20 protein-coding genes are annotated in these 25,615 nt (G+C 71.8%); 18 read left to right on the forward strand and 2 right to left on the reverse strand.

Annotated features, from left to right (window positions below; genetic code table 11):
• The first annotated feature begins 185 nt into the window (after positions 1–185).
• From AB0D49_RS18975 to serA, 5 genes are all read left to right on the forward strand, one after another.
• Positions 186–3,182 carry an EAL domain-containing protein gene (locus tag AB0D49_RS18975; RefSeq protein WP_362758530.1) on the forward strand — a complete coding sequence of 999 codons (2,997 nt, stop codon included), beginning with the start codon at positions 186–188 and terminating at the stop codon, positions 3,180–3,182.
• Between the two features lie 243 nt (positions 3,183–3,425).
• The gene (locus tag AB0D49_RS18980; RefSeq protein WP_362758532.1) at positions 3,426–5,273 is read left to right on the forward strand and encodes an acetolactate synthase large subunit; all 1,848 of its coding nucleotides are present in this window, start codon (positions 3,426–3,428) and stop codon (positions 5,271–5,273) included.
• Positions 5,274–5,315: 42 nt separating this feature from the next.
• Complete coding sequence (gene ilvN / locus AB0D49_RS18985; protein ID WP_362758534.1) at positions 5,316–5,840, forward strand: acetolactate synthase small subunit; 525 nt, start codon at positions 5,316–5,318, stop codon at positions 5,838–5,840.
• A gap of 114 nt (positions 5,841–5,954) precedes the next feature.
• Complete coding sequence (gene ilvC / locus AB0D49_RS18990) at positions 5,955–6,953, forward strand: ketol-acid reductoisomerase (protein WP_362758536.1); 999 nt, start codon at positions 5,955–5,957, stop codon at positions 6,951–6,953.
• A 295-nt stretch (positions 6,954–7,248) separates the two neighbouring features.
• Positions 7,249–8,838, forward strand: a complete 1,590-nt coding sequence (gene serA / locus AB0D49_RS18995; RefSeq protein ID WP_362758538.1) for a phosphoglycerate dehydrogenase — start codon at positions 7,249–7,251, stop codon at positions 8,836–8,838.
• A gap of 65 nt (positions 8,839–8,903) precedes the next feature.
• Here the strand turns inward: serA and AB0D49_RS19000 are convergent, their stop codons facing one another.
• The gene (locus AB0D49_RS19000; protein WP_362758540.1) at positions 8,904–10,457 is read right to left on the reverse strand and encodes an MFS transporter; all 1,554 of its coding nucleotides are present in this window, start codon (positions 10,455–10,457) and stop codon (positions 8,904–8,906) included.
• A 111-nt stretch (positions 10,458–10,568) separates the two neighbouring features.
• On the opposite strand from AB0D49_RS19000, the gene AB0D49_RS19005 reads away from it, so the two are divergent.
• Positions 10,569–11,150: a TetR/AcrR family transcriptional regulator gene (locus AB0D49_RS19005; protein ID WP_362758542.1), complete on the forward strand. Its 582-nt coding sequence runs from the start codon at positions 10,569–10,571 to the stop codon at positions 11,148–11,150.
• Between the two features lie 6 nt (positions 11,151–11,156).
• Here AB0D49_RS19005 and AB0D49_RS19010 read toward each other — a convergent pair whose 3' ends face one another.
• The gene (locus AB0D49_RS19010) at positions 11,157–12,305 is read right to left on the reverse strand and encodes a helix-turn-helix domain-containing protein (protein ID WP_362758898.1); all 1,149 of its coding nucleotides are present in this window, start codon (positions 12,303–12,305) and stop codon (positions 11,157–11,159) included.
• A gap of 331 nt (positions 12,306–12,636) precedes the next feature.
• On the opposite strand from AB0D49_RS19010, the gene AB0D49_RS19015 reads away from it, so the two are divergent.
• From AB0D49_RS19015 to AB0D49_RS19070, 12 genes are all read left to right on the forward strand, one after another.
• Entirely contained in the window at positions 12,637–13,563 is a 927-nt protein-coding gene (locus AB0D49_RS19015) for a proline dehydrogenase family protein (RefSeq protein WP_362758544.1), read from the forward strand.
• Between the two features lie 38 nt (positions 13,564–13,601).
• Positions 13,602–15,233 (forward strand): L-glutamate gamma-semialdehyde dehydrogenase, encoded by a 1,632-nt coding sequence (gene pruA / locus AB0D49_RS19020; protein WP_362758546.1) that lies wholly within the window; start codon positions 13,602–13,604, stop codon positions 15,231–15,233.
• A gap of 145 nt (positions 15,234–15,378) precedes the next feature.
• Complete coding sequence (locus tag AB0D49_RS19025; RefSeq protein ID WP_362758548.1) at positions 15,379–16,284, forward strand: alpha/beta hydrolase; 906 nt, start codon at positions 15,379–15,381, stop codon at positions 16,282–16,284.
• A gap of 42 nt (positions 16,285–16,326) precedes the next feature.
• Positions 16,327–16,857: a GNAT family N-acetyltransferase gene (locus tag AB0D49_RS19030; RefSeq protein ID WP_362758900.1), complete on the forward strand. Its 531-nt coding sequence runs from the start codon at positions 16,327–16,329 to the stop codon at positions 16,855–16,857.
• A 269-nt stretch (positions 16,858–17,126) separates the two neighbouring features.
• Positions 17,127–17,255, forward strand: coding sequence for a hypothetical protein (locus tag AB0D49_RS19035; RefSeq protein ID WP_362758550.1), 129 nt, complete (start codon positions 17,127–17,129; stop codon positions 17,253–17,255).
• Positions 17,256–17,360: 105 nt separating this feature from the next.
• Complete coding sequence (locus AB0D49_RS19040; RefSeq protein ID WP_362758552.1) at positions 17,361–18,404, forward strand: 3-isopropylmalate dehydrogenase; 1,044 nt, start codon at positions 17,361–17,363, stop codon at positions 18,402–18,404.
• Positions 18,405–18,665: 261 nt separating this feature from the next.
• Positions 18,666–19,754 carry a branched-chain amino acid aminotransferase gene (locus tag AB0D49_RS19045; RefSeq protein ID WP_362758554.1) on the forward strand — a complete coding sequence of 363 codons (1,089 nt, stop codon included), beginning with the start codon at positions 18,666–18,668 and terminating at the stop codon, positions 19,752–19,754.
• A gap of 272 nt (positions 19,755–20,026) precedes the next feature.
• Positions 20,027–20,710 carry an urease subunit gamma gene (gene ureA / locus AB0D49_RS19050; protein WP_362758556.1) on the forward strand — a complete coding sequence of 228 codons (684 nt, stop codon included), beginning with the start codon at positions 20,027–20,029 and terminating at the stop codon, positions 20,708–20,710.
• Complete coding sequence (locus AB0D49_RS19055) at positions 20,707–22,380, forward strand: urease subunit alpha (RefSeq protein WP_362758558.1); 1,674 nt, start codon at positions 20,707–20,709, stop codon at positions 22,378–22,380. The genes ureA and AB0D49_RS19055 overlap by 4 nt, the downstream gene beginning before the upstream one ends.
• Positions 22,381–22,391: 11 nt before the next feature.
• A complete protein-coding gene (locus AB0D49_RS19060; RefSeq protein ID WP_362758560.1) occupies positions 22,392–23,429 on the forward strand; it encodes an agmatine deiminase family protein in 1,038 nt (345 codons plus the stop codon).
• Positions 23,430–23,466: 37 nt separating this feature from the next.
• On the forward strand, positions 23,467–24,126 hold the full coding sequence (locus AB0D49_RS19065; RefSeq protein ID WP_362758562.1) for a TetR/AcrR family transcriptional regulator: 660 nt from the start codon (positions 23,467–23,469) through the stop codon (positions 24,124–24,126).
• Between the two features lie 156 nt (positions 24,127–24,282).
• Positions 24,283–25,536: a hypothetical protein gene (locus AB0D49_RS19070; protein ID WP_362758564.1), complete on the forward strand. Its 1,254-nt coding sequence runs from the start codon at positions 24,283–24,285 to the stop codon at positions 25,534–25,536.
• Positions 25,537–25,615 lie beyond the last annotated feature (79 nt).

Raw genomic sequence — 25,615 nt, forward strand, 5'->3', positions numbered from 1 at the left:
TGGACGAACGATCCGACGCGGCGAGGCCGCCGGCGACGGCCCTGGCGCACGGCCGCGCGCAGACGCGGCCACCACAGTGGGCACGGCGGCCATCACTGTCATCACCGCAGGCATGGCGACCGCAGGAAAGGCGCGCAGCGGGACCCCCGGGACCCCGCCACGGCACGCACGTCCGGGTGGGTCCGGTGAACTCCCCGTCGACGGCCACGGCCGCCCTCGACGCCGGACCGCGCCTCCAGCCTGCACCCAGGCCCCGCCCCGCCCCGCCGACCCTCGGCGGCGGCTGGAGCACCCTCCATCAACTCGCCCTCGCCGTGGTCTGCGCGGGCTACGGCGTCGGCTCCGCCCTCGGCTGGGGCTCCCCCAAAGTCGCCCTGGTCATGGGCGACTTCGGACTCAGCGCGGCGGCGGGCGCCGCGGCCGTCTCCTGCTTCCTGTACGCCCGCACCCGCCGGGTCCGCTTTCGAGCCGCCTGGCTGCTGTTCGCCCTCTCCTCGGCGATGGCGGCCATGGGCAACCTGGTCTGGGGCTGGTACGAGGTGGTGCTCGACCGCCCGGTACCCACCCCCAGCTCGGCGGACGTGTTCTTCCTGTGCTTCGCGCCGCCCGCCATCGTCGGACTGCTCGTCCTGGCCAAACGGCCGGTGACCCGCGCCGGGTGGGTCTGCCTCGGCCTCGACGCCTGGCTGATCGGCGGCTCCCTGCTCACCCTCTCGTGGAGCCTCGCCCTCGCCCAGACCGCCACCGCGGGCGGCGCGGGCGTCGCCCAGACCGCGCTCTCCCTCGCCTATCCGCTGCTGGACATCGTGCTGGTCAGCATGGTGCTCGCGCTGCACTTCCGGCGCTCCGGAGCCAACCGCTCCGCCATCAACACCGCGATCGGCGCCCTCGCCCTGACGGTGATGTGCGACGCCCTGTTCACCTCACCGCTGCTCCACAGCAACTACCGCTCGGGCCAGCTGCTCGACGCGGGCTGGTTCGCCGGCTCCGTACTGCTGGCCTACGCCCCCTGGGCCACGGTCCGCTGCGCCCAGCGCGCCGCCGAGGCCCACGCCCGCGCGGTGCGCGCCCCGCTCCCGGGACCGCGTCCACCGCTGCCGCCCGGCGAGCACGGCCGCTATCCGGCCACCCGCCCGATCACCGGCTCGCTGGCCGCCCTCACGCCGTATCTCGCGGCGGCCGTCTGCACCCTGGGCATCCTCTACAACGTCCTCAACGGCCGCAGCGTGGACCGCGTGGTGCTCTTCACCGGGGGCACCGTGGTGCTCGCCCTGGTGGTCCGCCAGGGGATCATGCTGCTGGACAACATCTCCCTCACCCAGGAACTGGCGCACAAGGAGAACCACTTCCGCTCCCTGGTGCAGAGCTCCAGCGACGTCATCATGATCGCCACCCCCACCGGAATGCTCCGCTATGTCTCCCCGGCCGCCGCGGGCGTCTACGGGCGGCCCGCGGAGGACCTGGTCGGCAGCGAACTGGCGGCCCTGATCCACCCGGAGGACCTGGGCTGTGTGGTGCACGAGGTGCGCCGCTTCCTCACCGCCAACCCGCTCGAAGAACCCGTGACCCGGATCGAGTGCCGCTTCCGCTCCGGCGCCGGTGACTGGCTGAACGTCGAGTCCACCGTCAACCGGCACCACGGCGGCCTGATCTTCAACAGCCGTGACGTGACCGAACGCGTCCGCCTCCAGGCCCAGTTGCAGCACAACGCGGAGCACGACCCGCTCACCGACCTGCCCAACCGCGCCCTGTTCACCCGGCGCGTCCAGCAGGCCCTGTCCGGCCGCCGCAGCTCCGACCGGGGCCTGTCGCTGCGCAACACGGCGGTCCTCTTCATCGACCTGGACGGCTTCAAGGCCGTCAATGACACCATCGGCCACCAGGCGGGCGACGAACTGCTCGTCCAGGCCGCCCGCAGACTCCAGGACGCGGTCCGCCAGGGCGACACCGCCTCCCGGCTCGGCGGCGACGAGTTCGCGGCCCTGATCATCGGCGACACCACCCGGGACCGCACGGCCCGCGAACGCCACATCCTGGAACTGGCCGACCGCCTCCGGCTGACCCTCTCCCAGCCCTACGACATCGACGGCAACGACGTCCGGGTGGCCGCCTCCATCGGGGTCTCCTTCGCCGAACCCGGCCTCGGAGCGGGCGAGTTGCTGCGCAACGCCGACCTCGCGATGTACCGGGCGAAATCGGCCGGCAAGGGCCGGGTCGAGCTGTACAAACCGCAGATGCAGCAGGACGTCGTCCGCAAGGCGGAACTGGCCACCCGGCTGCGGGCCGCGCTGCACGACGGGGAGTTCACCCTGCTGCACCAGCCGGTGGTGCGGCTGGACGACGGGCGGATCACCGCGGTCGCCGCCCAGGCGCGCTGGCGCTCCTCACAAGGGGTGCTGTTCACCCCCGCGGAGTTCCTGCGGGTGGCCGAGGACGGCGACCGGACCGCCGAGCTGGGCCGGTGGATGCTCCAGGAGGCCGTGGAGCAGGCCGCCGAGCGCACCGCGGGCGGGCTCGCGGTGCCGGTGGCGGTCCGGCTGAGCGCCCGGCGGCTGCTGGACCGGTCGCTGCGCCTCGGCTCGGTCGAGGCACTGCTCACCCGGCACGGACTGGCCCCCGGGGCGCTGCTGATCGAGCTGTGCGACACCGAGGCGGGCGTCGCCCTGGACGAGCTGGAACGCCGGCTGGCCGCCCTCCGGAGGCTCGGCGTCCGGATCGCCCTCGACGGCTACGGGACCGGCTGCGCCACCGCGCTCGGCAGGCTTCCGCTGGACCTCGTGAAGCTGGACCGCTCCCTGGTCGGCGGCGTCGTGGAGTCCGCCCGGCTGCACAAGATCACCAGCGGGCTGCTGCGGATCGCGAACGACCTCGGGCTCCAGTCCGTGGCCGACGGGGTGGATCTGCCGGAGCAGGTGGTGGCCCTGCGCGCGATGGGCTGTACGCACGCCCAGGGGATGGCGTTCTCGGGGCCGCTGGACGAGTACCGGCTGCGCCGCGCGCTGACCTCCGGCCACTGTGCGCTGCCCCACACTCCGGCCGAACCGGTGTACGCGGGGGCCCGGGGCGAGCGGACCATGGAGAGCAGCGGGGCCGGGATGTACGGCGGTCCCGGGGTCACCGCGGTGTTCGGCGGCGGTCCGGCCCTCCGCTCACATAATGAGACTCCCGTCCCACCCACTTGACAGTGCATGGGGGGGAGGGAGAGGGTCTGTGCCATGCGCACCCGAATTCTCGTACTTGGACAGCGCGTCGGCTGAGCTGGGAATGACCGGAGGACAATCCGGAAACCCAGCGACCACACCCGGCGCGCTCCCCTCGCTTGCCTTTCGGCACGAGGGGTTTTTTGTTGCACTCGCACCTGTCGTACAGCAGTCGTACACCGTACAAACCTCGCAAAAACCCTCAGCATCGAGAAGAGAATGCCGATGACCGAGCAGGCCACCGGGGCCCATCATCCGCAGCCGCGGCCCCGATCCGGAGGACAGCAGTCCGCCCCCGAGCACGTCACGGGTGCGCAGTCCCTCATCCGCTCGCTTGAGGAGGTCGGGGCCGACACCGTATTCGGCATTCCCGGTGGTGCGATCCTGCCCGCGTACGACCCGCTGATGGACTCCACCAAGGTGCGTCACGTCCTGGTCCGCCATGAGCAGGGCGCCGGACACGCCGCCACCGGCTACGCGCAGGCCACCGGCCGGGTCGGCGTCTGCATGGCGACCAGCGGCCCTGGCGCCACCAATCTGGTCACCCCGATCGCCGACGCCCACATGGACTCCGTGCCCATGGTCGCGATCACCGGGCAGGTCGCCTCCAAGGCGATCGGCACGGACGCCTTCCAGGAGGCGGACATCGTCGGCATCACCATGCCGATCACCAAGCACAACTTCCTGGTCACCAAGGCCGAGGACATCCCGCGGATCATCGCCCAGGCGTTCCACATCGCCGCCACCGGCCGCCCCGGCCCGGTCCTGGTCGACATCGCCAAGGACGCCCTCCAGGCCCGTACCACCTTCTCCTGGCCGCCGGTCATGGACCTGCCCGGCTACCGGCCGGTGACCAAGCCGCACGCCAAGCAGATCCGCGAGGCCGCCAAGCTGATCACCGGCGCCAAGCGGCCCGTGCTCTATGTCGGCGGCGGGGTCATCAAGGCCCGCGCCACCGCCGAGCTGAAGGTCCTCGCCGAACTCACCGGAGCGCCCGTCACCACCACCCTGATGGCGCTCGGCGCATTCCCCGACGGCCACCCGCTGCACGTGGGAATGCCGGGCATGCACGGATCGGTCACCGCCGTCACCGCGCTGCAGAAGGCCGACCTGATCGTCGCCCTCGGAGCCCGCTTCGACGACCGCGTCACCGGCAAGCTGGACAGCTTCGCCCCGCACGCCAAGATCGTGCACGCCGACATCGACCCGGCCGAGATCGGCAAGAACCGGGCCGCGGACGTGCCGATCGTCGGGGACGCCCGCGAGGTCATCGCCGATCTGATCCAGGCCGTCCAGAAGGAGCACGCCGACGGCCACCAGGGCGACTACACCGCCTGGTGGAAGGACCTGTCCCGGTGGCGCGACACCTACCCGCTGGGCTACGACCAGCCCACCGACGGCTCGCTCTCCCCGCAGCAGGTCATCGAGCGGATCGGACAGCTCGCCCCGGAGGGCACGATCTTCGCCGCGGGCGTCGGCCAGCACCAGATGTGGGCCGCCCACTTCATCCAGTACGAGAAGCCCGCGACCTGGCTGAACTCCGGTGGCGCCGGGACCATGGGGTACGCCGTCCCCGCCGCCATGGGCGCCAAGGCCGGGGCCCCCGGCCAGACCGTCTGGGCCATCGACGGCGACGGCTGCTTCCAGATGACCAACCAGGAACTCACCACCTGCGCCCTGAACAACATCCCGATCAAGGTCGCCATCATCAACAACGGCGCCCTCGGGATGGTCCGCCAGTGGCAGACCCTGTTCTACAACCAGCGCTACTCCAACACCGTGCTGCACTCCGGCCCCGACGACGTCAACCCGCAGGCCCGGGGCACCCGCGTGCCGGACTTCGTGAAGCTGTCCGAGGCCATGGGCTGTGTCGGCCTGCGCTGCGAGTCCCCCGACGACCTCGACAAGGTCATCGAGGAGGCCAACGCGATCAACGACCGCCCGGTCGTCATCGACTTCGTCGTGCACGAGGACGCGATGGTCTGGCCGATGGTCGCCGCCGGCACCTCCAACGACGAGATCATGGCCGCCCGGGACGTCCGCCCCGACTTCGGCGACAGCGAAGACGACTGAGCGCGAGAGACACAGAGAGACGCAGAGAGAGACGTAACGACCATGTCCAAGCACACCCTCTCCGTCCTGGTGGAGAACACCCCCGGCATCCTCGCCCGGATCGCCGCGCTGTTCTCCCGCCGCGGCTTCAACATCGACTCGCTCGCCGTCGGGGTCACCGAGCACCCCGACATCTCCCGCATCACCATCGTGGTGGGCGTCGAGGACCTGCCCCTGGAGCAGGTCACCAAGCAGCTCAACAAGCTGGTCAACGTGCTGAAGATCGTCGAGCTGGAACCCGGCTCCGCGGTGCAGCGCGAACTCGTTCTGGTGAAGGTCCGCGCCGACAACGAGACGCGCTCCCAGATCGTCGAGATCGTCCAGCTGTTCCGCGCCAAGACCGTGGACGTCTCCCCGGAGGCCGTGACCATCGAGGCCACCGGCTCCAGCGACAAGCTGGAGGCCATGCTGAAGATGCTGGAGCCCTTCGGCATCAAGGAACTGGTCCAGTCCGGCACCATCGCCATCGGCCGCGGCGCCCGCTCCATCACCGACCGCTCGCTGCGCGCCCTGGACCGCTCGGCCTGACCCACCGGGCGGCCCCCCCCCGGGGCCGCCCGTATGCCGAGACCCGAAGACTTCCCCTCCCCCCGCCGTCATACGGTGGGACGCACCATCTGCACCCCAAGGAGAGAACCCAAAGTGGCCGAGCTGTTCTACGACGCCGACGCCGACCTGTCCATCATCCAGGGCCGCAAGGTCGCGGTCATCGGATACGGCAGCCAGGGCCACGCCCACGCGCTGTCGCTGCGCGACTCGGGTGTCGACGTCCGTGTCGGTCTGCACGAGGGCTCCAAGTCCAAGGCCAAGGCCGAGGAGCAGGGCCTGCGCGTGGTGACCCCCGCCGAGGCCGCCGCCGAGGCCGACGTCATCATGATCCTCGTCCCGGACCCCATCCAGGGCCAGGTCTACGAGGAGTCCATCGCCCCGCACCTGAAGGACGGCGACGCGCTGTTCTTCGGCCATGGCTTCAACATCCGCTTCGGCTTCATCAAGGCCCCCGCCGGTGTCGACGTCTGCATGGTCGCCCCCAAGGGTCCGGGCCACCTGGTCCGCCGCCAGTACGAGGAGGGCCGCGGCGTCCCCTGTATCGCGGCCGTCGAGCAGGACGCCACCGGCAACGCCTTCGCGCTCGCCCTGTCGTACGCCAAGGGCATCGGTGGGACCCGTGCCGGGGTCATCAAGACCACCTTCACCGAGGAGACCGAGACCGACCTGTTCGGTGAGCAGGCGGTGCTCTGCGGCGGTACGTCCGCCCTGGTCAAGGCCGGTTTCGAGACCCTGGTCGAGGCCGGCTACCAGCCGGAGATCGCCTACTTCGAGTGCCTCCACGAGCTGAAGCTGATCGTCGACCTGATGTACGAGGGCGGCCTGGAGAAGATGCGCTGGTCGGTCTCCGAGACCGCCGAGTGGGGCGACTACGTCACCGGCCCGCGGATCATCACCGACGCCACCAAGGCCGAGATGAAGAAGGTCCTCACCGAGATCCAGGACGGCACCTTCGCCCAGAACTGGATGGACGAGTACCACGGCGGTCTGAAGAAGTACACCGAGTACAAGCAGCAGGACGCCGAGCACCTGCTGGAGACCACCGGCAAGGACCTGCGCAAGCTGATGTCCTGGGTCAACGAGGACGCCTGAGCCCTCCCCCTCCGTGGCGGCGCCCCGACGACGGGGCGCCGCCACGGACGGTCACCCGGACCCCCGGGAACTCATACGTACTGGAGTTCCCCGTCCGGGTGATCCTTCCGCGGAGGCGCAAGACGCCCTACGCCACGCCGATACACTGCCGTATTACCTACGCGTCAGGCCCACAGCGTCGTGCGTCTTCCACGCGGCCAAGCGACACCGGAACGCGCATCCCTCCGGAGCCGCTCCCCCTCCACCGCCTGCGGCCGTCGGGACGGCCGTCCGCATCGGACATGTGAGGACTCACGTGAGCTCGAACCCCGTCGTACTCATCGCCGAAGAGCTGTCGCCCGCCACCGTCGACGCTCTCGGCCCCGACTTCGAGATCCGGCACTGCAACGGCGCGGACCGCGCCGAACTGCTTCCCGCCATCGCCGACGTCGACGCGATCCTGATCCGCTCCGCCACCAAGATCGACGCCGAGGCGGTCGCCGCCGCCGGGAAGCTGAAGGTCGTGGCCCGCGCCGGGGTCGGCCTGGACAACGTGGACGTCTCCGCCGCCACCAAGGCCGGTGTGATGGTCGTCAACGCCCCCACCTCCAACATCGTGACCGCCGCCGAACTGGCCTGCGGTCTGATCCTGGCCACCGCCCGCAACATCCCGCAGGCCAACGCCGCGCTGAAGCAGGGCGAGTGGAAGCGCAGCAAGTACACCGGTGTGGAGCTGGCCGAGAAGACCCTCGGGGTCGTCGGCCTCGGCCGGATCGGCGCCCTGGTCGCCCAGCGGATGAGCGCCTTCGGCATGAAGGTCGTCGCCTACGACCCCTACGTCCAGCCCGCGCGGGCCGCGCAGATGGGCGTCAAGGTCCTCTCCCTGGACGAACTGCTCGAAGTCTCCGACTTCATCACCGTGCACCTGCCCAAGACGCCCGAGACCCTCGGGCTGATCGGCGACGAGGCGCTGCGCAAGGTCAAGCCGACCGTGCGGATCGTGAACGCCGCGCGCGGCGGGATCGTCGACGAGGAGGCGCTGTACTCCGCCCTCAAGGAGGGCCGGGTCGCCGGTGCCGGGCTCGACGTCTACGCCAAGGAGCCCTGCACGGACTCCCCGCTGTTCGAGTTCGACCAGGTCGTCGCCACCCCGCACCTCGGTGCCTCCACCGACGAGGCGCAGGAGAAGGCCGGTATCGCCGTCGCCCGCTCGGTGCGGCTCGCGCTCGCCGGTGAGCTGGTCCCCGACGCGGTGAACGTGCAGGGCGGGGTCATCGCCGAGGACGTCAAGCCGGGGCTGCCGCTCGCCGAGCGGCTCGGCCGGATCTTCACCGCGCTGGCCGGCGAGGTCGCCGTCCGCCTCGATGTCGAGGTCTACGGCGAGATCACCCAGCACGATGTGAAGGTGCTCGAACTCTCCGCGCTCAAGGGCGTGTTCGAGGATGTCGTCGCCGAGACGGTGTCGTACGTCAACGCTCCGCTGTTCGCCCAGGAGCGCGGGGTCGAGGTGCGGCTGACCACGTCCTCCGAGTCGCCCGACCACCGCAATGTGGTCACCGTGCGCGGCACGCTCGCGAGCGGCGAGGAGATCTCGGTCTCCGGCACGCTGGCCGGACCCAAGCACCTCCAGAAGATCGTCGCGGTGGGGGAGTACGACGTCGATCTCGCCCTCGCCGACCACATGGTCGTGCTGCGCTACGAGGACCGTCCCGGTGTGGTCGGCACGGTTGGGCGCATCCTCGGCGAGGCGGGGATCAACATCGCCGGGATGCAGGTCGCTCGCGCGGCGGTGGGCGGGGAGGCCCTGGCTGTGCTGACCGTGGATGACACGGTGGCCTCCGGCGTGCTGGCGGAGGTGTCGGCGGAGATCGGGGCGACGTCCGCGCGGTCGGTGAACCTGACCTGAGGTGAGCGTCGGTCTGGGGGCTGCCGCCCCCAGGCCCCCGCTTCGGCCCTGAAGGGGCCTCGTCCTCAAACGCCGGACGGGCTTGGTTGCTCGTCCGGCGTTTTTGCGTGGGCGCGTACTTTTCGCAGGATCGTGAACGCCAGCGCCGCCCCTCCCACGAGCAGGATCGCCGCCGCCACCGACGCCGCCCGCATCCCGTCCGTGAACGCCTCCCGGGCCGCCGTCGTCAGGGCGTCGGACGTCTCGGCGGGGAGACGGGCCGCCACCGCGAGGGCGCCGCCCAGGGTTTCCGCGGCCTCCGGGGGAGCCGTCGCCGGGATGCCGGCGCGGTAGACCGCCGCGCCGATGGAGCCGAGGACGGCCATGCCGAGGGCGCCGCCGAACTCCGCCGAGGTCTCCAGCAGTGAGGACGCGGAGCCCGCGCGTTCCACCGGGACCGTGCCGAGGGCGAGGTCGACCATCTGGGACAGGGCCACGGTGATCCCGGAGGCGAGCACCCCGCACGCGGCCAGCACCAGCCACAGCGAGTCGGTGCCCGCGAGGGCCAGCAGGGCGTATCCGGCGGCGGCGACCAGGAAGCCCGCCGTGACGACCTGGGCGCGGTGGACGCCCTGGTGCACCAGGTGCGCGGCGGCCGGGGCGGCGATGCCGATCGGGACCGAGGGGAGCAGCGCCCACAGGGCCGCCTCCAGGGCGCCCTTGCCCAGCACCGACTGGAGGTACTGGGTGGTGAAGTACGCCGAGCCCATCATCCCGAACAGCGCGATCAGGTTGAGGGAGAGCGCGGCGGAGAAGCCACGGCCCCGGAACAGCGCGGGGGAGATCATCGGGGACGGTGTGGTGCGCTGGCGGTGCACGAACAGGGCGGCGAAGAGCAGTCCGACGGTGATCGCGACGACATACCGGACGTTCCAGCCGTGGGCGGCCAGTTCCTTGAGGCCGTAGATCACGGGGAGGACGGCGGCGATCGAGAGCGGGACGCTCGGCCAGTCGAAGGGGCCGGGGCGCGGGTCGCGGGCCTCCGGCAGCAGCAGCGGGCCCGCCACCAGCAGCAGCGCCATCGCCGGGAGGTTGACCAGGAACACCGAGCCCCACCAGAAGTGCTCGACCAGCACACCGCTCATCACCGAGCCCAGCGCCACGCCCGCCGTCATCACCGTCGACCACAGCGCGATGGCCCGCGCTCGCTGGCCGGGGTCGGTGAACAGGGTCCGCAGCAGGGCCATGGTGGAGGGCATCAGCGTCGCGCCGCCGATGCCGAGCAGCGCGCGGGCGGCGATCAGCATCTCCGCGGTGTGCGCGTAGGCGGCGGCGAGGGAGGCCAGGCCGAAGGCGGCGGCGCCGATCAGCAGGAGCTTGCGGCGGCCGACGCGGTCGCCGAGCGAGCCCATGGTCATCAGCAGACCGGCCACGGCGAACGCGTAGATGTCGAAGATCCACAGTTGCTGGGTGCCGGTCGGGGCCAGATCGGCGCTGATCGCGGGGACCGCGAAGTAGAGCACCGAGACATCCATCGACACCAGCAGCAGCGGCAGCATCAGCACGCCCAGCGCGGTCCATTCACGGCGGCCGGCGCGGGCGGGGGCCACAGGGGCGGGAGGTTTCCCGTGAGTCGTCATGGCAGGGAACTGTACGAGTGTATTAAACACTTGTCTAGGACAGTCGTTTAGGACGATTGTTTAGTACGGTCGTTTAATACGAGCGTATAGGGTCCGCGCTACCATGGCCGCATGGGTCACCGTGAGGATCTGCTCGAAGGCGCCAGGCGCTGTCTGCTGGCGAAGGGGTTCGTGCGCACCACCGCGCGCGACATCGTCAAGGAGTCCGGGGCCAACCTGGCCTCCATCGGCTACCACTACGGCTCGAAGGACGCGCTGCTCGTCCAGGCGTATCTGTCGCTGGTGGCCCGGACCGGTGATGAGTTCGAGCCGGTCGGCGGGGGGTTCACCAGCCCGCCCGGCTCGCTCGAACGGTTCGAGGAGGTGTGGTCCGCGATCATCGCCACCATGGGGCCCGGTTCGGTGTGGCGGCTCAGCATGGAGGTGCTGACGCTGGGGGACCGGCTGCCCGAGGTCCGCGACCATCTGGCGAAGGCGCAGAGCGAGGCCGGGCGCGCGCTGGTCGCCATGGTGCTGGACGTGGCCGAGGAGGACGTCTCCGACGCCCAGCTCGACACCCTGGGCAAGCTCTACCTGACGCTGATGACCGGCGTCATCGCGCAGTGGGCGTTCGACCCGAAGACCGCGCCCACGGGGGAGGAGCTGACGGAAGGGGTCCGGCTGATGATCGAGGCGGCCGGGCGGACGCCCTGACGGCGCTCAGGGCCGGGCGAGGCGGCGGCCCTTGAGGGCCATGTGCAGCAGCAGCCGGTCCTCGCCGTCGTCCAGGTCGAGGCCGGTCAGCTGCTCCACCCGGGTCAGCCGGTAGTAGAGGGTCTGGCGGTGGATGCCCAGGGCCGCCGCGGTGCGGGTGGCCTGGCCCGCGCAGTCGAGATAGGTCTCGGCGGTACGGGCGAGATCCTGGTGGGCCGGGCTCAGCAGGGCCGTCACGGCGGGATCGTGGGCGGCGCCCGGGGGCAGCGCGGTCAGCAGCCGGTACGGGCCGATCGACGTCCAGTCGGTGACCGGGCCCAGCCGGGGTTCGGCCAGCGCGGCGCGGGCGGCGGCCGTCGCCTGGTCCCAGGCGGTGCCGAGGGCGGCCAGTCCGGTGTGGCCCGCGGCGATCCCGGCGGCCACCGGTCCCTCCGCGGGGCGGTCCAGGAGACGGGTCGCTGCGGACACCGCCGGGGCCAGGTTCTCCGCGGTGCGCAGCCGGACCAGGACCGCGAGGCACTGGGCGGACAGCCCCCAGGGGATGGTGCAGCGGGCGGTCGCGCCCGGGAGGGTGCGTACCGAGGGCGCGTCGTCGGGGTCGGCGGACGGCCAGGGGGCCACACAGAGCAGGGTGTGCGGGCCGGTGCCCCGGACGCCGAGCGCCGTACGGAGTTCCGCCACCGCCATGTCGTGCTGCCAGTCGCGCTCCGCGGTCAGCACCGCCCGCAGTTCCCGGGTGAGGTCGGCGCCGTGCTGGGCCTCGTCGGCGAGCAGCGCGCCGATCCGGCCCGCCACCTCCATCGCCGCCGTCAGCCGGGCGTCGGACGGACCGGGGTCGGTGTCGAGCAGCCAGACATAGCCGAGGACGACACCGCGATGGCGTACGGGCAGACAGATCCGTCCCCGGTACACCCCCGCCTCGGGGGTCGGCGGGATACGGACCGGGCCGGTGGCGCGGGTGATGCCGAACCCCTCGAACCAGGTGCGGACGGCGGCCGTGGAGCGGCGGGTGACGATCGAGCGGGTGCGGACCGGGTCCAGCGCGGAGGCGTCGAGGTCGTCCTCGCTGTCGTAGGCGCCGAACGCGATCAGCTCGAAGTCGCGGTTCTCCAGCGTGGCGGGGGCGCCGAGCAGTTCCGACAGCTCGTCCACCAGTTCCTGGTAGTCGCCGCGGTGGTCGTGCGGATCGCGCTCGCGGTGCTCACGGTGTTCGCGCCCGCGGGAATCGCGGTGGTCGCGGTGGTCCGCGTACTCCGGTGTCACCCTGGGCATTCTGCCGCATTTCCGCGCGGCCTTCATACATCTGTCTGAGATCTGCGGCACGGATGCGTGACAGCTGTCGATGGCCGACGATCGAAGGGTTCCCTAGGTTTCACGGTGGTTCTCCGTGCCGTACCCGATGGATCACCGATCATCACCAGTGATCACCAGTGATCACCACCGGGTCCCACGGCCGTCTGTTGAGTGTGTTGTGTGGAGGTGCCCCGTGCTGGGTCCCGTGATTCTCGCCGCGTCGCGCAGCGACCGGATGCGCCGTCTGATCTCGGCGGCGCCGGTCACCAAGCAGGTCGTGGACCGCTTCATCCCCGGTGAGACCGTCGACGACATCGCCCCGATCGTGGAGCGGCTGACCGGGCAGGGCCTGGAGCTGACCATGGACGTGGTCGGCGAGGACATCACCACCCCCCAGCAGGCCACCGCCGCCCGTGACGCCTATCTGGAGCTGATCGACCGGCTCACCCCGCTCGGCCTCGGCGACCGGGTGGAGATGTCCGTCAAGCTGTCGATGTTCGGACAGGCGCTGCCCGGCGGGCACGAGCTGGCGCTCGCCAACGTCCGCCCGGTCGTGGAGCGGGCCGCCGCCATCGGGACGACCGTCACGCTGGACGCCGAGGACCACACCACCCTCGACTCGATGTTCGCCATCCACGACGAGCTGCGCAGGGACTTCCCGCAGACCGGCTGTGTCATCCAGGCGTACCTCTTCCGCACCGAGACCGACGCCCGCAGGCTCGCCGCGAACGGCAGCCGCGTCCGGCTGGTCAAGGGCGCCTACAAGGAGCCCGCCGAGGTCGCCTACCAGCAGAAGCACGAGATCGACAAGGCGTACGTCCGGATTCTGCGCACGCTCATGGACGGCGAGGGGTACCCGATGATCGGGTCCCACGACCCGCGCCTGATCTCCATCGCCCAGGAACTGGCTCGCACGGCCGGCCGCAAGCTCGACGAGTACGAGTTCCAGATGCTGTACGGCATCCGCGGCGAGGAGCACCTGCGGCTGGCCGCCGAGGGCCACCGGATGCGCGTCTACACGGCGTACGGCACCGACTGGTACGGCTATTTCATGCGGCGGCTCGCCGAGAAGCCGGCCAACCTGCGGTTCTTCGCGCGCAGCATGATCACCAAGGGCTAGCCAACACACCCGCTCACGTACAAGGAGTTACGGATCTCATGGACGCTGTGACCCAGGTCCCCACCCCCGTCAACGAGCCGGTGCACGGCTACGCCCCCGGCTCTCCCGAGCGCGCCCGTCTGGAGGTCAAGCTCAAGGAGCTGGCCGAGAACCCGGTCGACCTGCCGATGACCATCGGCGGCGAGCGGCGGATGGGCGGCGGCGACGCCTTCCAGGTCGTCCAGCCCCACCACCACAAGGCCGTGCTCGGCACCTACCGCAACGCCACCCACCAGGACGCGCGGGACGCCATCGACGCGGCCCTCGCCGCCGCGCCGGGCTGGCGCGCGATGTCCTTCGACGACCGCGCCGCGATCATCCTGCGCGCCGCCGATCTGCTCGCCGGTCCCTGGCGCGAGACGCTGGCCGCGTCCACCATGCTCGGCCAGTCCAAGACCGTCCAGCAGGCCGAGATCGACACCCCCTGCGAGCTGGTCGACTTCTGGCGGTTCAATGTCTCCTACGCCCGCCAGATCCTGGCCGAGCAGCCCCCGGCCAACTCGCCCGGTGTCTGGAACCGTATGGACCACCGCCCGCTGGAGGGCTTCGTCTACGCGATCACGCCGTTCAACTTCACGGCCATCGCGGGCAACCTGCCCACCGCCCCGGCGCTGATGGGCAATGTCGTGGTCTGGAAGCCGTCCCCGACCCAGACCCACGCCGCCGTGCTGCTGATGCGGCTGCTGGAGGAGGCCGGACTGCCCAAGGGCGTCATCAACCTGGTCACCGGCGACGGCATCGCGGTCTCCGAGGTCGCCCTGGAGCACCGGGACCTCGCGGGCATCCACTTCACCGGGTCCACCAAGACCTTCCAGTACCTGTGGAAGACGGTCGGCGCCAACATCGAGAAGTACCGCTCCTACCCGCGGATCGTCGGCGAGACCGGCGGCAAGGACTTCGTCGTCGCCCACCCGAGCGCCGACCGGGCCGTCCTGAAGACCGCGCTGACCCGTGGCGCCTTCGAGTACCAGGGCCAGAAGTGCAGCGCCACCTCCCGCGCCTACATCCCGGCCTCCCTCTGGAACTCCGGGTTCAAGGAGGAGTTCGCGGCCGAGGTCGACTACCTCACCATGGGTGATGTCACCGACCTGTCCAACTTCGTCGGCGCCCTCATCGACGACCGCGCGTTCGCCAAGAACAAGGCCGCCATCGACCGCGCCAAGCAGGACCCCACCTGCACCATCGTGGCCGGCGGCTCCTACGACGACTCGGTCGGCTACTTCGTCCGCCCGACCGTCATCGAGTGCTCCGACCCGGAGAACGAGATCTTCCGCACCGAGTACTTCGGCCCGATCCTCGCCGTGCACGTCTACGAGGACGAGACGTACGACGCGATGCTGGAGCAGATGGAGTCGGTCTCCGACTACGCCCTGACCGGCTCGGTGATCTCCGCGGACCGCGCGGCCACCGCGTACACCATGGACAAGCTGCGCTATGCGGCCGGGAACTTCTACATCAACGACAAGTCGACCGGCGCGGTCGTCGGCCAGCAGCCCTTCGGCGGCGGCCGGGCGTCCGGCACCGACGACAAGGCGGGCGCCCCGCAGAACCTGATGCGCTGGACGCTGACCCGCGCCATCAAGGAGACCCTGGTCCCGCCGACCGACTACACCTACCCGCACATGGGCTGAGCCCCGCCGGAACCGCACGGGCCGACTTCCCCTCGGCCCGTCCTCCACCGGGCCGCCGCTCCCCACCCCCCGGGGAACGGCGGCCCGGCCCCTTTCCGGTCGCGGCCCCTTTCCGGCCGCCCCGCGGACGGGGGAGACTCGTCCCATGGCCGCCCACGAACCCGACCCCCCGCCGACCGGCGTGCGGATGGATGTACGGACCGACGACGGCGTACGGCTCTGGGCGGAGCGCTCCGGCACCGGTCCCGAACCGCTGATCCTCTGCCACGGCGGCCCCGGTCTGTGGGACATGTTCGCCCCGCTCGCCGCGCGTCTCGGCGACCACGCCACCGTCGTCCGCTGGGACCAGCGCGGCTGCGGGCGCTCCGAGCCCTGCGCCGGGCCCTGGACCCTCGCCCGGTCCGTCGCCGACCTGGACGCCGTACGCGCACACTTCGGACTGGAGCGGACCGCGCTGCTCGGGCACTCCTGGGGCGCCCAGCTCGCCCTCGCCTACACGCTCGCCCATCCGGAGCGGGTCAGCGGGCTGGTGTATGTCGCCGGGACCGGGATCGGGCCGGAGGCGGACTGGCACCCCGGGTACAAGAGGGCCCTCGCGGCCGGACTCGCCGCCCGCCCCGCGCGCCGCGACCGCCTCCGGGACCTCGGGGACCGCACCGACCTGAGCACCGACGAGGAGCGGGAGTACGCGGCGCTGCGCTGGTCCCTGGACTTCGCCGACCAGGACCGGGCCATGGCGTACGCGCGGGACCTCACCGACCCCTGGTTCGGTGTCAACGAGGACTGCAACCGGGCGCTCAACGCGGAGACCCGGCGCACCTGGGGCACTCCGGAACTGCGGGCCGCCTGTGCCGCGCTGGACGTCCCCGTGCTGATCGTGGACGGGGCCCGGGACATCCGGCCGCGCTCCGCCGTCGACTCGCTGGCGGACGCGCTGCCGCGGGCGCGCCGGGTGGTGTTCCCGGCGGCGGGGCATCTGCCGTGGATCGAGGAGCCGGAGGGATTCCTGCGGGCGGTGACCGGGGCAAAGCGGTGGCAGCGGCCCGGCTGAGGTCCGAATACTGGGGAGATGACCTCACCCGTGACCCCGGCCATGACCGCACCCGTCCGCCTCGTCCACACCGCCGACCTCACCCCCGTCGAACGCGCCGCCGTGCGCGCCCTGCTGGCCGACGCCTTCGGCGGGGACTTCACCGACGCCGACTGGGACCACACGCTGGGCGGGCTGCACGCGCTGATCGTGGACGAGCGGGGGCCGGTCGCGCACGGGGCGGTCGTGATGCGCCGGGTGCGCGAGGGCGGGCGCTGGCGGCGGGTCGGCTATGTCGAGGGCGTCGCGGTGCGGTCCGACGCCCGCCGCACCGGCCTCGGCGGACGGGTCATGGCGGCCCTGGAGGACATCATCGACCGGGCCTACGACTTCGGGGCGCTCGGCGCGAGCGACGCCGGGGCGCTGCTCTACGCGGGCCGGGGCTGGCGGGTCTGGGCCGGACGGATCAGCGCGGCCGGGCCGGACGGCGTGGTGCGGTTCCCGGAGGAGGAGGGCGCGGTCTTCGTGTGGGGGCCGGTCGACGGCTACGCCGGTGACCTGGTCTTCGACTGGCGCGACGGAGACGTGCTGTAGCTCACGGCGGAGCGAGAACCGCAGGTCGGCGCGGGATGATCGATCGTTCCGTCTCAGATAGTAGGAAGTCCGAGTAACTGTGGAGACAGACAGGGTCCGCTCCCTTAGCTTTGTAAGAGCCGAACCACTCGCTCCATCCAGCGAATGGCGGTCGTGAGCCGGCCCCGTACAGGCAACCCCTGTGGCCGACGCTCCCCGCCCCTCCGGCGTCTCGCACCCCCCCAGCCCGCGCCATCCGCGCGCCCGCGCTCTTCAAGGAGTCGATCCCCATGGCCGAGACGACCGCCCGCCGCGTCCGTCACCGCTCCCGTACGACCGAGTCGGACCGCAAGAACGCCGCCGCGGCCCTCCAGCGCGCCCTCGACCGCCGCGACAACGGCGGCTCGACCGGCCACTGAGCGGCCCCGCCGCCACCTGCGCACCCCGGGTCGCTCCCCTCCCCTCCGACGTCCGTATCGCGGACGCCCCGTGTCATCCCATGGGACGAGGGGTAGGGTGCCCGCATGTCTCGCAGCCTCCATCTCGCAGTGATCCCCGGTGACGGCATCGGCCAGGAAGTCGTGGCCGAGGGCCTGAAGGTCCTCTCCGCCGTCCTCCCGCAGGATGTGAAGCTGGAGACCAAGGAGTACGACTTCGGCGCCCGGCGCTACCACGCCACCGGTGAGACCCTCACCGAAGCCGACCTCGACTCGCTCAAGCAGCACGACGCCATCCTGCTCGGCGCGATCGGCGACCCGTCCGTGCCGTCCGGCGTCCTGGAGCGCGGCTTCCTGCTGAAGCTCCGCTTCGCCTTCGACCACCATGTCAATCTGCGTCCGTCCAGGCTGCTCCCGGGTGTCGCCACCCCGCTCGCCGGTGAGCCCAGCATCGACTTCGTGGTCGTCCGCGAGGGCACCGAGGGCCCCTACACCGGCAACGGCGGCACCATCCGCAAGGGCACCGAGCACGAGGTCGCCACCGAGGTCTCCGTGAACACGGCCTTCGGTGTCGAGCGGGTCGTCCGCGACGCCTTCGCCCGCGCCCAGGCCCGCCCCCGCAAGAAGCTCGCGCTGATCCACAAGAACAATGTGCTGACCTTCGCGGGCCATCTGTGGACGAACGTCTTCAACAAGGTGGCCGAGGAGTTCCCCGAGGTCACCACCGAGTACATGCACGTCGACGCCGCCACCATCTATCTGGTGACCCAGCCCGAGCGCTTCGACGTCATCGTCACCGACAACCTCTTCGGTGACATCATCACCGACCTCGCCGCCGCCGTCTCCGGCGGAATCGGCGTCGCCGCCAGCGGGAACATCAACCCGAGCGGTGAGTTCCCGTCCATGTTCGAGCCGGTGCACGGCTCGGCCCCGGACATCGCCGGCCAGGGCAAGGCCGACCCCAGCGCCACGGTGCTCTCGGTCGCCCTGCTGCTGCGCCACCTCGGCCATGACGCCGAGGCCGCCCGGATCGAGGAGGCGGTCGCCGCCGACCTCGCCGACCGGGTCGGCAAGCCCGCCCGCTCCACCGCCGAGATCGGCGACGCGCTCGCCGTACGGGTAGCGGGCTGACCCGACGGTCTTCCCGGTCTCCCGACCGAGCCGCCGGGTCGCGTCCAGCGCCCGGCGGCTTTCGTCTGCCCTCGCGGGGTGCCACCATCGCCCCTGGGCCGCTTCACCCCGTTTCATCCGCCCCCATCCCCGGGCGATAATCGGACAGGCGACCGTGGAGCGGGGTAATGCTCGGACGTCCAACTATCGGTGTCCGGACCCGCCCCGACCTCGGCCGACCGGAGCTGCCCCGCCCCTGCCAGGAAGCAAAGGACCCGACTCATGACGACGCCCACGATCGAGCTCAAGCCCTCCGCCGCCCCGCTGTCCGCGGCCGAGCGCGAGACGATCCTGGCCAGCCCCGGCTTCGGCCGCCACTTCACCGACCACATGGTCACCATCAAGTGGACCGAGGGCCGCGGCTGGCACGACGGACAGCTCGTCCCGTACGCGCCGATCCCCCTGGACCCGGCCACCGCGGTGCTGCACTACGCGCAGGAGATCTTCGAGGGGCTCAAGGCGTACCGCCGCCCCGACGGCTCGGTCGCCACCTTCCGGCCCGACCAGAACGCGCTGCGCTTCCAGCGCTCGGCCCGCCGCCTCGCCATGCCGGAACTGCCCGTCGAGACCTTCGTCGCCGCCTGTGACGCGCTGGTCGCCCAGGACAAGGACTGGGTCCCCGCGCATGGCGGCGAGGAGTCCCTCTATCTCCGCCCGTTCATGATCGCCACCGAGGTCGGGCTCGGGGTGCGCCCGGCGAGCGAGTATCTCTTCCTGGTCATCGCCTCCCCGGCGGGCGCCTACTTCCCCGGCGGCGTCAAGCCGGTCTCCATCTGGGTCTCCGAGGACCGGGTCCGCGCGGTCCCCGGCGGCATGGGCGACGCCAAGACCGGCGGCAACTACGCCGCCTCCCTGCTGGCCCAGGCCGAGGCCGCCGCCCAGGGCTGCGACCAGGTCTGCTACCTCGACGCGGTCGAGCACACCTGGGTCGAGGAACTCGGCGGCATGAACCTCTACTTCGTCTACGGCGACCGCATCGTGACGCCCACCCTCACCGGCTCCATCCTGGAGGGCGTCACCCGTGACTCCCTGCTCACCGTCGCCCGTGACCTCGGCTACACCGCCGAGGAGGGCCGGATCTCCCTGGACCAGTGGCAGCGGGACACCGAGAGCGGCGCGCTGACCGAGGTCTTCGCCTGCGGTACGGCCGCCGTCATCACCCCGGTCGGCACGGTCAAGCGCGCCAGCACCGAGTGGCGGCACGGCTCCGGCGAGCCCGGCGAGGTCACCGTGCGGCTGCGCTCCGCGCTGCTGGACATCCAGCGCGGTACGGCGGCGGACACGCATGGCTGGATGCACCCGCTGGGCTGATCACCCCCGCCCTCGCCTCATCGAGACCGGCCCCATTGAGACCCGCCTCACCGAGACCCGCCTCACCGAGACCCGCCCCGTCGACCGGGCGGGTCTCCGGCGTTTCCGGGGACTGCGCGGGTGCGCCGCGCAGCAGCGTGACGGATCGGAAGCGGGGATCGAATTAGAGCGTTACTCGAAGCGGTCTGACATGCAAGCAATGGGCCTCCACATCCACCCCTCCCCATTCTTAGAGCGATGCTCTAACCTGAGGGCCGAGGAGGTTCCCCGCCATGAGACTGACCCCCACCGAACGCGACCGGCTGCTGCTCTTCGGCGCCGCCGAGCTGGCCCGTGCCCGACGGGCCCGCGGGCTGCGGCTGAACGTGCCGGAGGCCACCGCCCTGATCGCTGACACCGTGTGCGAGGCCGCCCGGGACGGGGTCAGGCTGGCCGAGGCGATCGAGCGGGCGCGGGCCGTGCTCGGGCCGGACGACGTGCTGCCCGGGGTCGCCGACGTGGTGACCGAGGTGCATGTCGAGGCCGTGTTCGAGGACGGGTCACGGCTGGCCGTGGTCTCCGCCCCGATCGGCGGCGGCGCGGGCGGGGACGCCCCCGGCGCGCTGCTGCCGGGGCCCGAGCACCAGGAGCCCGAGCCGGCCGTCCGGCTCACCGTCACCAACACCGCCGACGTGCCCGTCTCGGTCACCTCCCACTTCCATTTCTTCGAGGCCAACCCGCGGCTGGACTTCGTACGGGACGCGGCCTACGGGATGCGGCTCGCGGTGCCCGCCGGGTCGTCGGTGCGGTTCGGGCCGGGGGAGAGCGCCGAGGTCGGGCTCGTGCCGATCGGCGGTGAGCGGATCGCCATCGGGTTCGCCGGGCTGGTGGACGGGCCGCTGGACGCCCCCGGCGCCCGGGAAGAGGCCCTGCGCCGGGCCGTGGCCTGCGGATATCTGGGAGCTGAGGGCCGATGAACCCGTACGAGTACGCCGCCACCCATGGGCCGCGGGCCGGGGACCGGGTCAGGCTCGGGGACTCCGGGCTGGTGATCCGGGTCGAGGAGGACTCCCAGCGGTACGGGGACGAGTTCCTCGCCGGGTTCGGGAAGACCGCGCGGGACGGGCTGCATCTGAAGGCCGCGGCCGTGCGGGAGACCTGTGACGTGGTCATCAGCAATGTGGTGGTGATCGACGCCGTCGCCGGAATCCGGAAGGTCTCCATCGGGATCCGTGAGGGGCGGATCTCCGGGATCGGACGGGCCGGGAACCCGGACACCCTCGACGGTGTGGACGTGGTCGTCGGCACCGGCACGACCATCGTGTCCGGCGAGGGGCTGATCGCCACCGCCGGGGCCGTCGACACCCATGTGCATCTGCTGTCGCCGCGGATCATGGAGGCGTCCCTCGCGTCCGGCGTCACCACCATCATCGGGCAGGAGTTCGGACCGGTCTGGGGCGTCGGCGTCAACTCGCCCTGGGCGCTGAAGCACGCCTTCGGCGCCTTCGACGCCTGGCCGGTCAACATCGGCTTCCTGGGCCGGGGTTCGTCCTCCGACCCCGCCCCGCTGGTGGAGGCGCTCGCGGAGGGCGGGGCGTCCGGGTTCAAGGTGCACGAGGACATGGGGGCGCACACGCGGGCGCTGGACACCGCGCTGCGGGTCGCCGAGGAGCATGACGTCCAGGTCGCGCTGCACAGCGACGGACTCAATGAGTGCCTCTCCGTCGAGGACACCCTGCGGGTGCTGGAGGGGCGGACCATCCACGCCTTCCATATCGAGGGCTGCGGCGGCGGACACGTCCCGAACGTGCTGAAGATGGCCGGGGTCCCGAATGTCATCGGCTCCTCCACCAACCCCACCCTGCCGTTCGGCCGGGACGCGGTCGCCGAGCACTACGGGATGATCGTCTCCGTCCACGATCTGAAGACGGACCTGCCCGGCGACGCCGCCATGGCCCGCGACCGCATCCGCGCCGGGACCATGGGCGCCGAGGACGTGCTGCACGACCTGGGCGCGATCGGCATCACCTCCTCCGACGCCCAGGGCATGGGCCGGGCCGGGGAGACGGTCCGGCGGACGTTCGCCATGGCCGGGAAGATGAAGGCCGAGTTCGGCGCCCCGGACGGCGGACACGACAACGAGCGGGTCCTGCGGTACATCGCCAAGCTGACCATCAACCCGGCCATCGCCCACGGTCTGGCCCACGAGGTCGGCTCCATCGAGACCGGCAAGCTCGCCGACATCGTGCTGTGGCGCCCCGAGTACTTCGGCGCCAAGCCCCAGCTGGTGCTGAAGGCCGGGTTCCCGGCGTACGGGGTGACCGGCGACCCCAACGCGGCCACCGACACCTGCGAACCCCTGGTCCTCGGCCCCCAGTTCGGCGCGTACGGGGCGACCCCGGCCGAGCTGTCGGTCGCGTTCGTCGCGCGCGCCGCCGTCGACCAGGGCGGCGACGGGCTGCCCACCCGGCGCCGCCGGGTCGCGGTCCGCCACACCCGCGGCATCGGCCCGGCCGACCTGCGGCTGAACTCCCGTACCGGAGCCGTCGACGTCGATCAGCGGACCGGTCTGGTCACGCTGGACGGGGAGCCGCTCAGCTCGGCGCCCGCCGACTCCGTCGCCCTGAACCGTCTGTACTTCCTGTGAGGAACACCCCCATGTCTGCTGCCGCCGACGGCTTTTCGATGCCCGCCGAGTGGATGCCGCACGAGCGCACCTGGATGGCCTGGCCCGGTCCCAACCCCACCTTCGACGACCCCGACGACCTCGCCGCCTCCCGGATCGCCTGGGCCGCCGTCGCCCGTGCCGTACGCCGGTACGAGCCGGTGACCGTGGTGTGCGGTCCGGGGCAGTCGGCCGGGGCGCGGGCGTTGCTCGGGCCGGACGTCGAGACCGTGGAACGCGAGCTGGACGACGCCTGGATGCGGGACATCGGGCCGACCTTCCTGACCAATGGGCGCGGGGAACTCGCCGCTGTCGACTGGACGTTCAACGGCTGGGGCGCCCAGCACTGGGCGCGCTGGGAGCACGACGCCAAGATCGGCGCGCACGTCGCCGACCTCGCCGGGGCCAGGACGTACGCCTCCCGGCTGGTCAACGAGGGCGGGGCGATCCATGTCGACGGACAGGGCACGGTCCTGCTGACCGAGACCGTCCAACTCGGCCCCGAGCGCAATCCGGGCTGGACCCGCGAGGAGGTCGAGACGGAGATCCACGCCCTGCTCGGCACCCGCACGGCGATCTGGCTCCCCCGCGGCCTCACCGCCGACTATCCCCCGTACGGGTACGGCACGCTCGGCCATGTCGACATCGTCGCCGCGTTCGCCCGCCCCGGGCTGGTCGTCGCCCACCAGCAGACCGACCCCGCCCACCCGGACTTCGAGGTGAGCCGCGAGGTCATGGGCATCCTGAGCGCGGCGCGCGACGCCGAGGGGCGGACCCTGGAGGTGATCGGGATACCCGCGCCGACCGTCCTGGAGGCGGACGGTCACTGGGCCGACTACTCCTACATCAACCACTACCTCTGCAACGGCGGGGTCGTGCTGTGCGCCTTCGACGACCCGCGCGACGAGGAGGCGGCCCGGATCTTCGGCCGGCTCTTCCCGGAGCGCGCGGTGACGCTGGTCGACGCCCGTACGATCTTCGCGGGCGGTGGCGGCATCCACTGCATCACCCAGCAGCAGCCCCGGGTGTAGAAAGCCGTAGAGAGCCGTAGAGAGCGGAGTCGCGGACATGGCCGGTGGACGCAGAGCGGCCCCTCCCCGCGAGGACGTCCTCGCCGCCGCCATGGAGATGATCGCGGCGCGCGGTCTGGACGGCCTCACCATGGCGGCGCTCGGCGCCGAGGTCCGTATGAGCAGCGGACATCTGCTCTACTACTTCGGCTCCAAGGACGAGCTGCTGCTACGCACCCTGGAGTGGAGCGAGGGCCGGCTCGGCGCCGAACGCTCCCGGCTGCTCACCCGCGAGGGACCCGCCCGCGCCCGCCTCGACGCCTATGTCGACCTGTATGTCCCGGACGGCCACCACGACCCGCACTGGACGCTGTGGCTGGAGGTCTGGAACCGCTCCCGCGACGCCACCGTCGACGCCCGCGACCGGCAGACCGCGATCGAGGGGGCCTGGCACCGGGATCTGGTGGCGCTGGTGGCGGAGGGCGTCTCGCGCGGTGAGTTCCGGGCGCTCGACCCGGACCGGTTCGCGGCCCGGCTGCGGGCGCTGCTGGACGGCTTCTCGATCCAGGTGGCGATCGGACTGCGCGGCGCCGACCGGGGGGCGGTTCTCGGCCATGTGCGGGAGTTCCTGGACGAGACGCTGACCCCGGCACCGGCACTGACCCAGACCTCGGCACCGATCGCGGCACCGGACGCCGAAACCGTCCCCGACGCCTGAACTCCTGTCCAGGTTGTACGCGTTCCGGCGGATTGACCGTTCGGTGCGCGATGCGATTGCCTCGTTGTCGACCATGGACGGGGGCCGCGAAGACCACGCGGCTCCCGCCGGCAACGGGGATCAACGGGGAACACAGGGGGAACTGTGCTCACACACATGCGCGCGATGCCGCTCACGCTGGTCGCGGCGACGCTGGTGGCGCTGACGGCGGCCACCGCCACGGCCGCACCGGCACCGCCCGTCGAGCGGATCACGCTCTCGGCGGGCGGCGCCCAGCTCGCCGGCGCCTCGGACGGCCCGGACCTCAGCGCCGACGGCCGCCACGCCGCCTTCACCTCCTACGCGGCGGACGTGGTGCCCGGGGACACCAACGGCGCCCCGGACGTCTACGTCCGCGATCTGCGGCGCGGGACCGTGGAGCAGGTCAGCGTGGCCTCGGACGGCACGCCCGCCGACGCCGCCGCCCGCTCCGCCCGGATCAGCGCCGACGGCCGCTATGTGGCCTTCGCCTCCGGGGCGTCGAACCTGGTCGGCTGGCCGGTGCCGCCGACCCCGTACAGCGACGACGTGTATGTCCACGACCGGCGGACCGGGACCACCGAGCGGGTCAGTGTGGGCGCCGACGGGGGGTCGGCGGGGGTGGCCGACAGCCTGGACCTGTCCGGCGACGGCCGGTTCGTCGCCTTCACCGCATCGGCCGCGCGGGTCGAGGGCGGCGGCGTCCCGAGCCAGACCCGCGCCTATGTCACCGACCGGGAGACCGGCACGACCCGCACTCTCAGCGACCGGCTCCCCGCCGACTGGTACGTCCAGCACCTGGCCCTGAGCGCCGACGGCACCCACGCCGCCTACCTCCAGCGCCATCCGCGCGGCGGCCCCGGGCAGCTCTGGCTGGCCGATCTGCGCACCGGGGAGCAGCGGCAGCTCAATGTCACCCCGGAGGGCGGGCAGACCGGCGGCGCCCCGGCGGGCCTGTCGCTGTCGGTGGACGGCGGCCGGGTGGCGTACTCCTCCTTCGGCGAGGGCGTGGTGCCGGGGACACCCACATCCACCTGGGAGCTGTACGTGTACGACGGCCGCACCGGCACCACCCGCCGGATCACCCACGAGGGCACGGGCGGGCTGAGCGCGGGCGTGCTCAGCGCGGACGGCCGCAGGCTCGCCTACACCCGGGAGACCGAGGGCCCGGAGGGGGCGACGTCCGGCAATGTGTACGTCCGTGACCTGGGCGGCGGCGGGCGGACCGCACGGGTCACCGGGGACATCGGCGGCGGTCCGCTGACCGAGGGCTACACGGTGCCCTCCGCCTTCGCCGCCGGGGACCGCCTGCTCGGCCTCTTCTCCACCTCGTCCCGGCTGGTGGCGGGGGACACCAACGGGGAGGGCGACGGATTCCTGGTCCGGCGGTGACGGCCACGCGCTGACCGCATCCTGAGACACACGGTGAGCACGGGGACGGTCTGTGCCAGACTGCCTCCGTGCTCTCGTT

The organism is Streptomyces sp. NPDC048290, assembly GCF_040652095.1.
Classification (GTDB): Bacteria; Actinomycetota; Actinomycetes; order Streptomycetales; family Streptomycetaceae; genus Streptomyces.